The organism is Methanobrevibacter sp., assembly GCF_017431965.1.
In the GTDB taxonomy this organism is placed as follows: Archaea; Methanobacteriota; Methanobacteria; order Methanobacteriales; family Methanobacteriaceae; genus Methanocatella.
This window is the reverse complement of sequence record NZ_JAFRKB010000071.1, coordinates 1-10,341: the sequence shown is the minus strand read 5'-3', so window position 1 is coordinate 10,341 and position 10,341 is coordinate 1. Positions and strand designations below refer to the sequence as shown.

General features: G+C 32.3%; 10 protein-coding genes. 6 read left to right on the top strand and 4 right to left on the bottom strand.

What is annotated here, in order from left to right:
* Positions 1-570 precede the first annotated feature (570 nt).
* From IJI93_RS10245 to IJI93_RS10235, 3 genes are read right to left on the bottom strand one after another with little or no spacing between them, the layout of a single operon-like run.
* Positions 571-819 (bottom strand): hypothetical protein, encoded by a 249-nt coding sequence (locus IJI93_RS10245; RefSeq protein ID WP_292808930.1) that lies wholly within the window; start codon positions 817-819, stop codon positions 571-573.
* Between the two features lies 1 nt (position 820).
* Complete coding sequence (locus tag IJI93_RS10240) at positions 821-2,047, bottom strand: FprA family A-type flavoprotein (protein WP_292808932.1); 1,227 nt, start codon at positions 2,045-2,047, stop codon at positions 821-823.
* A 6-nt stretch (positions 2,048-2,053) separates the two neighbouring features.
* Complete coding sequence (locus IJI93_RS10235) at positions 2,054-2,836, bottom strand: TrmB family transcriptional regulator (protein ID WP_292808934.1); 783 nt, start codon at positions 2,834-2,836, stop codon at positions 2,054-2,056.
* Between the two features lie 486 nt (positions 2,837-3,322).
* On the opposite strand from IJI93_RS10235, the gene IJI93_RS10230 reads away from it, so the two are divergent.
* The 5 genes from IJI93_RS10230 to IJI93_RS10210 all read left to right on the top strand — a co-directional run bounded on the left by IJI93_RS10230 (position 3,323) and on the right by IJI93_RS10210 (position 6,855).
* A complete protein-coding gene (locus tag IJI93_RS10230) occupies positions 3,323-3,781 on the top strand; it encodes a MarR family transcriptional regulator (RefSeq protein ID WP_292808937.1) in 459 nt (152 codons plus the stop codon).
* Positions 3,782-3,843: 62 nt separating this feature from the next.
* Positions 3,844-4,323: a bacterioferritin gene (locus tag IJI93_RS10225; RefSeq protein WP_292808939.1), complete on the top strand. Its 480-nt coding sequence runs from the start codon at positions 3,844-3,846 to the stop codon at positions 4,321-4,323.
* A 248-nt stretch (positions 4,324-4,571) separates the two neighbouring features.
* Positions 4,572-4,814, top strand: a complete 243-nt coding sequence (locus IJI93_RS10220; RefSeq protein ID WP_292808940.1) for a hypothetical protein — start codon at positions 4,572-4,574, stop codon at positions 4,812-4,814.
* The gene (locus IJI93_RS10215; protein WP_292808941.1) at positions 4,811-5,227 is read left to right on the top strand and encodes a PIN domain-containing protein; all 417 of its coding nucleotides are present in this window, start codon (positions 4,811-4,813) and stop codon (positions 5,225-5,227) included. Before IJI93_RS10220 ends, IJI93_RS10215 begins: the two co-directional genes overlap by 4 nt.
* 371 nt (positions 5,228-5,598) lie before the next feature.
* The gene (locus tag IJI93_RS10210; RefSeq protein WP_292808943.1) at positions 5,599-6,855 is read left to right on the top strand and encodes an STAS domain-containing protein; all 1,257 of its coding nucleotides are present in this window, start codon (positions 5,599-5,601) and stop codon (positions 6,853-6,855) included.
* Positions 6,856-7,051: 196 nt separating this feature from the next.
* On the opposite strand, the gene IJI93_RS10205 is transcribed toward IJI93_RS10210, so the two are convergent.
* Positions 7,052-8,854: a subtype A tannase gene (locus IJI93_RS10205; protein ID WP_292808944.1), complete on the bottom strand. Its 1,803-nt coding sequence runs from the start codon at positions 8,852-8,854 to the stop codon at positions 7,052-7,054.
* Positions 8,855-9,483: 629 nt separating this feature from the next.
* Between IJI93_RS10205 and IJI93_RS10200 the strand changes: the two genes are divergently transcribed.
* The coding region (locus tag IJI93_RS10200) for an MFS transporter (protein ID WP_292822697.1) at positions 9,484-10,341 on the top strand (858 nt) is incomplete at its 3' end.

The window sequence follows — 10,341 nt, the reverse complement described above, 5'->3', positions numbered from 1 at the left end:
TATGATGTCGAATTGGAAGCCTAGTTGGATTTCATCCGAAATTTTCTAATTTGATAAACTGACAATTTAAATGACGATTAGCTTTAATATGTGTTTCATAGCTTCCTTTTTTACACATGCTCAAAAAAACAGTTATTAATCACACTTTTAAAGCACCAAAATATTTTGATAAGATTTATATGAACTGATACTAAATATTATAATCTAAGAGCTAAAAGTAGTAAATATTTTGTATAGTATACGGGCAAAATAAAATCTATATTATTTTCAAGTTATTTGACTTATTAATCATTAATATTATGTTTATTTTTTATTAACTTGATATATATTATTTAATTAGATTATTAAGTGTAATTTGTTGATATTTTTAAAAATTAAGTCTTTTTTTAGGAATAATTTTTGTCTTTTTTTCTAAAGAGTATTATATTTTGTATAGTTTTTTCAGGATATTGACTTTAAATTCTTTGAAAAATTATCCATGAAAAACATTAATTAACTATTCATATTCTATGTTTCCAATATAATCATGGACTAATAATTTGAAAAAAAGGGGGATTAAGAGTAAATACACTATAATCCATATTTAAATTTGATTCTGTATTCCTGGTTGACTGATTCTGTTTGGATGTATTCTCCTTTGATTAGTTCTGAAATCTCAGCTAAATCCTCATCTGAAATCTTTTCATCATCAGATAACGGCAGGAAGAAAGTAATCTCATCATCTACAATCAAATAGTTTAAAAGCTTAGCTTCCCTTTTCTGGTATTTGCCGATAATCTCTTCAATCTTTTCTTCAATATCATTGTCTAAATTTGCCATTCTATTCACTTTTTATTGATTTTGCAAGTTCAACTCCTTTCTGGAATGCTTTTGCGTAAATGTCTTCATCTGGTACGAACACTGCATCCAATGTATCGAATATTGTAAAGCCTGCACTTTCCAAATCTCTTTGGAGTTTAGCAATAGCTCCACCGCCCCATCCTTTGGATGAAAATACAAGTGCATTCTTTTCGCTGGTTGTGCCCTTGAAGTTTAGGCAGTCAAGCCAGTACATCAGGTTCCCGATTCTTGGGAAAGGCTTATTCATCATTGTCGGAGCACCTAAGGCAATTGCTTTTGAATCAAGAATGTCTGTTACCACTTCTGATTCATAGTCGCTTTCCATATGATACATTACAGCTTCAACGCCTTCACTCATTATTCCTTCGGCTATCTGGTAAGCCAGTTTTTCTGTTGAGTGATGCATTGTATCATAGACAATTGTGATTTTGTCTTCACAAACACCGCTTGCCCAGTTTGAATATGCTTTAACAATCTTTGATGGGTCTTTCCAGATTTGACCGTGACAAGGTGCAATCATTTTAATTTGTTCTACAATTCCTGCATCGGTCAGCTCCTGAAATTTCATCCTGAGCATCGGTGCACCTAAAACCACCAGATTGGCGAAGAATTTTTTAGCAGCTTTCAAAATGAAGTCTTCAGAGTAATCTTCTGCATATCTTTTGGATAAGCACAGGTGCTGTCCGAATGCATCATTTGAGAATAGTATTCCTTCTTCAGCATACATTACAAACATGCTGTCCGGCCAGTGAAGCATAGGTGCTGAAACTATATTCAATGTTTTACCGCCCAAATCAATGCTGTCACCAGTTTTCACAGTTGTAATTTCAACATCAGAGTAAGTGTGGTATTGCTTTTCCAAAAAGTCGGCTCCTTTTGGAGATGCATAAACTTCAGCTTCAGGATATTTGTCAATGGTTTCTTTAAGTCCTATTGAGTGATCAAGTTCTGTGTGGCATTGAATGAATACATCTATTTTGTTTTCACGATTTTCTTTAGCGAATGCATCTTCAATTCTTGCATTCAATTGATTTATCATGCCGTCTGAGTAGACATTGTCAATCAATGCAACTTTTTCATCACCAAATACGAGATAACAGTTGTATGTTGTTCCAGGTATTGCAAAACCGTGGAAACTTCTTGTGTTCCAATGAAGTGCACCAACCCAGTACACGCCATCGGCTATTTTTACGGATTCCGCTTTCATAATATATCACATCATATTTTTCATTTTCATAAATTGTCTTAAAAAATGATCGTTAAAGTTTTTACATATTGCAGAGTACTTGTTGTTTACTCCGATTGCCGTTTGGGGGATGACTGAATTGTATTCACCGTTGAACTGTGCGAAGGTTCCTATAAGTTCCTTTTCATCACTTATTAACATTTTCATCATTGGCAAATCTGTTTTTATGATTTTAAGGTTAGGCAGTTTAGCTTTTTTAAATGTTTCAACGATTTCTATTTTTTCATCCTCCACATAGCAAATTGGGTTTGCAAGGATTTTGATATCAATATTGTTGGGATTATTTCTAATTGCTTTTATCATTGCTTGTGATTCTTCATTAAGAAGAAAACCGGCACGTAATGTTATGGATTTTTGAGTCTTTTTAATAAGGTCCACTTCTTTTTCAATAATCTTTTCAGGAGTATGTATTAGCCATACTGGGGCCTGCACTTCAGCTATCTCGTCAGTGTAAATGTTTTCCAGTTTATTTTCAGTTGTTTCTAACTCTTTGATTAGTTTTTCTTTTTGTTTTTTAAATATCACAGATGGTTCAACTACTGTGTATTTCAAAGGTCTTCCTCTCTTGATTTCAACAAAACCCTTTTCTTCAAGACCTTTTAATATATCATAAATTCTTGAACGGGGTAAATCGGAAACTTTTGCAATTTCATCCGCCTGGCCGGTGATTATTTTGTTCAAACCGATGTAAGCTTGTGATTCATATCTGCTTAAACCTAGCTTTTTGAGAGAATTTATCATTTTTTCCATTTGACGACTTCCATACTAATTAACTATGATTAAAATTTCAAGATTATTTTATTAATAAATTTTGTAACTAATCATACAAATTTAGTGACATTTATTATATGTGCATTAATTCAATAGAAAAATTTCAAAAAGACAAACTGAAGATTAACAATAATACAATATTTCAATAACGTGTTTTTCCATTAACATAATGTTGATAATTCAATAGCTGCTTTTTTAGATTTGATTTAATTGGATGGTTTTGACATTAACGACCAGGATATTGGAAATCATGTCTGGTTTTAAACTACAGTATATATGCAGTTGTTTCAGAATGTAAGTTTTGAACAACTAATGCTGATGTTAATGTTAAAAAGGGAGGTTATGTTTCCATTTGGATTATATGTTATCTGATTCTTAATGTAAAATTTAGATTTTATTATCCTTCAATTTTTTAGAATCAGTTATAATACTTAAAATACATAATATATATTAAAGTGGTTTTTTATGATTGATTTAAATTCAGGCGATGAAAGAATACCTTTCACACCGGTAGCCCTATATATTGATTATATTAGCATTCAATACACCAAGTATTTAAAAGACAATTATCCTGAAATTACTCCTCGTGATTTCACATATTTGAGTACCATTCATCATAATCCCGGTTTAACTCAAAGGGAATTGTCTGAAATATTATTTGTTTCAGAAGCTAACGTTGCTCAAATAATTAAACGGCTTGAGAAAAACGAATTGGTACATCGTGGCAGTGATGAAAATAATAAGTCTAAAAAGATTCTCAATGTTACTGATAAAGCTAAATTAATTATTTCTTCACTATTAAAAGAAATGTATGAATTTGATTCTAAATTTTTTGAGGATTACAGTGATGAAGAGGCAGAAAAATTCAAGAAGATGATTCATGCATATTACGATTGGGCTAACTTATTCGTTAATTTTAAATAGTATAGTTCAGATATTCAATTATGCACTTAAGAATCTTAAGTAATTTAACTAAGGTGAAAATTATGTCTGATAAAGAAAAAACAATTGAAGCACTACAGTTAATTGTAACCGAATTGTCCGCAAATTCATTCGGACACAGGATTCAATCTAAAATATTTGCAGGTCTAGGTTTCCAAGCATTAGGAGACAAATATGCAACTCATGCAACTGAAGAAATGGATTTCGTAGAACAGTTCATGGACCGTATTCTTGATTTAGGTGGAGAAATCAAACAGGAAGCACAGGATGCACAACCAATCTACACTGATATCATAGAGTTCATAGAACATGACTACAATGTATCTGTTGAAGGAATTAAATTATTAAACGAAATGATGGATTCCGGAATATTTGATGCAACAACCTATGACTTAATGAAAGTATATCTCAAGGATGAAGAAGATGATATGGGCTGGAGCGAACAACAATTAGACTTAATTAAAATGATTGGAAAAGAAAATTACTTGACCCAATTATTAATCAATGGCGTATCTGCCGAATAAACACTTAAAGGGATTGCTGAATCCCTCTTTTTATATTATTTCTACAAACTATTTTTCATATTCATGTTTCCAATAGTAATTGAACTATTGTTTACTTATTATCAAAATGTTTTCGTGATTTGTGATTTATATTGTTATTTTGAAATTTGATATGTCGTTATAATTAGTAAATTTATTATTTTTCAGATAACTTTATATTCTCTGAAAATATAATATTAATTAAATGAAATTAAAGGAGTCTGAAGATAATGGATAATATAATTGCAACAACAACTTTATATAAAAATTATCAGTTAGCCATCCCTAAAGCTATACGTAATAAACTAACAGATTTAACTATTGACGATACAATCATTGATTGGTCTATTAATGAGAATAATGAAATTGTAATCAAACCAAGAAAAAAAGTAAGTCTGGATGATGTATTGGGAATTATTGAAGATGATGATCCGAGAGATGCTGTTGAACTAAAAAGGAGTTTATACAAATGAAAAAAATTTTATTGGACTCATCATTCATCATTGCAATATTCAGAAAAAATGATCCTCTACATCAAAGAGCAATAGAAAACAAAGAAGTTCTAGATAATGATTGTTATATCTCAAATGGGATAGTATCTGAAGTAATAACGATATTGGGCCAAAAAACAAAGGATATTACGTTAGTTAGACTAGCATATAACTATATGAAAGATAATTTCACAATAATCGATGAATCCAGCATTAACATGTACAATGATAATGTATTTGCAATTTTTGAAAAATACAATAAAAACAAATTTAAATTGGGATTTATAGATTGTTCGGAAGTTGTCATATATGAATATTATAACTTAGATTATGTTGCAAGCTTTGATGGGGAATTCAAAATATTTGATGAAATTAAATTACTTGACTTAAAATAAGAAAAAATTTAATTATTGGCGGATTTACATAAAATACGATAATCTTATAAATTTAAACTGATATGTTATATGTGAATGGACATGTCTTTTGATTCAAAGAGTGGTAATAATGAATTTTTATTAAAATTTATTCTTTTTTTTATTTGAATTTACCGCCAAAATACTCGTTGTTCTTGTATAAACAATATTATTATTTCCACTTTAAAAACACCAAATATTATTGATAAGATTTATATGGACTGATACTAAATATTATGTTGTAAGAGCGAAAAGTAGTAAATATTTGTATAGTATACGGGCAAAATCCCTTTTAAGAATTTATTTTAAATTTAAATTAATGTTTGGTCAACATAAGATAGATTACGGATAATATGTTTGATTTTGATGGAATAGAAATTGATGAAGGATTACTGGAAAGAACAAATCCTATATTTAACACTGCCAAGATGACTCTTTTTCAATTAGCAGCAGCAGGTAATGATGATGCCAATGATGTAGTTGAAAGGTTGGGCCTTACACTGGAAAATACTCAGAATAGTGATACAGTTAATGTCGATGATGCTGACCTTTTCTGTAACGGCGTTGTTATGGAAGTAAGATATTTTACTAATGGAAAACTCGCAATGGAATCTGGTTTTACAGAGGTTGACTTGCCGTGCGGTTTTACACCTCGAGCCCTTGAATTTGCAAAAAGCGGCAAGAAATTTGTTGGAATGGATCTTCCCGCAACAATTAATGAAGTTGAACCTGTTATCATGTCACTTCTAGAAGAAGATCAAAAAAACCTTGTTAATTTCGAAGGTGTTGATGCAACCAATTATCAATCACTTAAGTCTGCATTTGATAAGATTGAAGGGAAGGTATGTATAACAACAGAAGGACTTCTGATGTATCTTACAGATTCTGAGATGGATGCAATGTGTGACAATATTAAACGGATTCTTGCAGAGCATGGAGGATGCTGGATTACTCTTGACCCTGAGATGTCTCTTCTCTACCTTTTGATAGTGAAAGCATTCTATGGGGAGCGAACAAGAGAGATTATGTGGCAGTCCAAGTATAGAATTGATGATAAATCTGATGTAAATGCCATAGAGAATACAATAACCGTTAGCGTCCGGGGAAACGTTCGGGAAAATATGATGAATGCAATAAATTATATTAAATCCAAGGGATTTAAGTTGGAGAGACTTCCATATGCAGACCATGTACCTGAATTTAAAAGTTTGGATAATGCAGACCCTAAGATTGCAGCTCAGATTAAGGAAGGATTTAAGAAAATATGCATATGGAAAATTACAGTTGATGAATCTATTGATATTTTCGATGCAAAGACAGAGTCATTTAATGCGGATGCATCAATTGATGGCAATAGGCTTAATTTAATCTTGTCCGGAAATTTAGATACATTAAGCGCACCTAAGCTTCTTGCTAATTATGAGAAGATTAAAAAAGATAATGCTGTAAACAGTGTGGTCATTGATTGTTCTAAACTGGAATATGTATCATCTGCAGGGCTACGCGTTCTTCTTATTATGCAAAATGACTGTGATGATGGAGTTATAATGAAGTCATGTAATAAAAAGGTCACTGAAAATTTATCAAATCATGATATAATGATAGTGTAAGAGATAGGTAATAAATATTTTGTATAGTATTTTTAGTATATTGCCATTATATTTGAGTAAATTCTTTGAAAAATTATTTAGAACACATTCATTATCTATTCTATGTTTCCAATTGTATTGCACAATTCCATATTTTGGATATTGGAAAAATTTTTTTATATTTATAAATAAAAAAAGAGAAATCCATTAGGATTTCTTAATTTAAGCAATTATTCACCCAATTTATAAAGCTGCTGGTTGAGTCACCATTTCTTTCAGCTTGAGTGTGGCCTTGTCCCCAAACTGTTGAAAACTCAACATTATCAGAGCCTGCTTTTTGATTCACTGCCAAATAAAGATTCACATCAACACATTGTGAGGTATCTCCCTGTTCAATACCGGTGCTAATTCTCCAGTATTTGGCAACATCAGATGAACCTGCACCGTCATAATAATCACATAAATAAAACATTGGATTGTACATGTCAACCCTTGTTTTCATAGTATTGTTTAAACTGTCTATCTGTGCTAAATCATCCTTGTATTCACTTGCATAATTTGATGAATAGTCGATGTACTTGGAGTATTTATCACTGTTATTGTTAAGCAAGTCAGATAATATTTGATCAAAGTGGGATGAACCGTTGGCATCAAGACCAAATAATCCGTTTTCAGCCTGTGAACGATTCAAGTCATCAAAAGCGGCAACGGATTTTGATGGATTTTTGCAATGTTTCACAAATGCCTCAAGACTTGTAATCTTTGCAGTGTTTGTATTTGAATCATATTCAATCCAGGTATCATTGCCGTTCAGTGAATCAATATAGTCCTGTGCTGTCTGATAAGTTTGTGAGCTATCTGAACTGTCACTGCTTTGAACATCACCGGTTGGCATGGACCCGCTATCGCCAGGTGCTTCACCAGAAGGCATACTTCCAGAATCGCTTGGAGCATCACCGGAAGGCATTGCTCCCATATCTCCGCCGGATGATGGAGTGTATGGGAAAGTTGTATCTGATAGGAAGTTATTCAATGATTCTTCTGTTACTTCCATCATGTAATCATAGTAGCTTCCAGAGGTATAAATGCCTGAATCGCTTTGTTCAAGTTTTAAGGTGTTTCCATTTGGATCTTTCAGGCCCAATTCATTTATGTATGTTGCATATTCTGTTGCAAGGTCATCACTTAACGCACCTGTAAATGTTGAGTTTTCCCGTAAGTATTGTCCCATATTCCATTCATAAGCTTCATCAGCAGTGTCAAGGTTTGTTATAGGACACCAGCACATTGCTCCTTCAATGGCATTTGACAATATGTTTCCATCCTTATCCACCATTGCAGCTCCTATATTTTCTAAATAAGGATTGTATAGTTCGCTGTTTCCTGATGCACCCATTATTGCGGATTGTGCTCCTCCGCCACTATGGCCAAAGGTAAAGACTTTCTCTGCATCTCCAGGTAACACATCTCCGTTAAATTTATAGTAAGTAGTTGCGGCTTTCAAGTCAGTGACTCCATCTGGCGCTTCTGCATTGTCCCTTCCTCTACAGCCGACATCCAGATAAATAAATCCTGCATCAGCATAATCTTTCACTCTATCTCCACTAAAACTGGTTGGCGCAGCACATGAAGAGTAACCAGGAGTATTCACAGGCATTACAATCGGTGCTGAACTTGCAGTGTAATTTCCAATTTTGCCTGCATCATTTATTGTGCAGGTATAAGTTCCATTTGAGTTTTTCTCTCCATTGAAGTACTTTCCAGGAATGTAAATTCCACAGGATTCATAATTTGTATCTTCAGGGTTAGTACAATAAACCAATCCTATTTGATAGTAAATATCATTTGTTTCATCATAATTCCATTTATTCATATTAATTGAGAGTTTTTCAGAAAGTGCTGATTCGTTATATGAAATTCCATCACCTTTTTGTGGGGAATTACTTCCAAACATTAAAAAACCCCCAACAACAATTAAAAGAATTAAAATAATGATGAGAATTTTATGCATATTTTTCATAATATCACCATTATGCATAACATTTATAATTGAAAGTAAATAATGCTTTTTAAAAAATTTCAAAGAGTTGATTTGTATTTGGTATTGATATTTTAATCAAAATAAATTCATTAATTTCATATATTGTGCTGTATTTAAATATCACTACATTAAATATATGCTGTAAGAGCTAAAAGTAGTAAATATTTTGTATAGTATACGGGCAAAATCATTTGTACATAATTTGGGCATTATTTTACTTATTAATCATTTAATATTAAGTTTTTTTATTCATTAACTTAATATAACTTCTTTTATGATTTTGTTAAGTGTAATATGTTTATATTTTTAAAAAATAAGTCTTTTTTTAAGGAATAAATTTTGTCTTTTTTTTTAAAGAGCATTATATTTTATATGCTTTTTTTCAGTATATTGACTTCACATTCTGAGTAAATTCTTTGAAAATTATTTAGAACATCTTCATTAAATATTTCCTGTTTTTATATGATTTAATATACATCAATGTTATGGGATTATAATTTGAGATATGTGGTCGTTAATGTTTTTTAAAAAGTAGTGGGATTATCTTTGTTTTAGATGGCATTGATGCCACATTATCTTTAAATATGAATTTTCATTTAGATTAATCCATGAAAATGAATGTTAATAATGAAACTGTTAGGATGACCACATTTTTGGCCGCTTTGTTTGCCGTATGTTCTGGTCTTGCAATTGGAAATCTGTATTGGGCTCAGCCATTGCTGGTTGAGATTACAAACGCCTTTGGACTTTCACCCGCCAGCGGTGGACTGCTTGTAACAGCAACTCAAATAGGGTATGCATTGGGAATTTTATTTATTGTACCTTTAGGAGATTTTGTTCGAAGAAAAAGACTGATTGCTATCGTAATGGTCTTGTCCATTGTTACTTTGGTTGCATGTGCATTGTCTCCTTCATTTGTAATATTGGCGCTTTCACTGTTCAGCATGGGTATTGTAACAATTTCCGGTCAGGTCATATTGCCTTTGGCAGGTGATTTGAGCAGTCCTGAAGAGCGCGGACATATTGTTGGAATTGTGGCTTCCGGAATAACAACTGGAATTCTCTTTTCAAGATTTGTAAGCGGTATTCTTGCAGGAATGTGGGGCTGGAGATCAGTATATCTGATTGCAGCCATATTGAATTTGATTATGGCTCTTGTGATGATTTATGTTCTGCCGGACATTCCAAGAAAAAACAAGCTGGAATCATACAGTGGTCTTATAGTCAGTGTATTTACAACTTTTAAAAGACATGGCACTTTATATAGGATTTTACTTCACAGCGGATTATTGTTCGGTTTGGTTTTCAACATATTCTGGACTTCACTGACATTTTTATTGTCCGGTGAACCATTCAATTACAATACTTTCCAGATTGGTCTTGTCAGTCTCGCAGGCCTTGTTGCAGCAGTATGCGGACTGTACTTCGGCAAACTGCAGGATAATGGTTTGGGCGTGCCGGCTTTA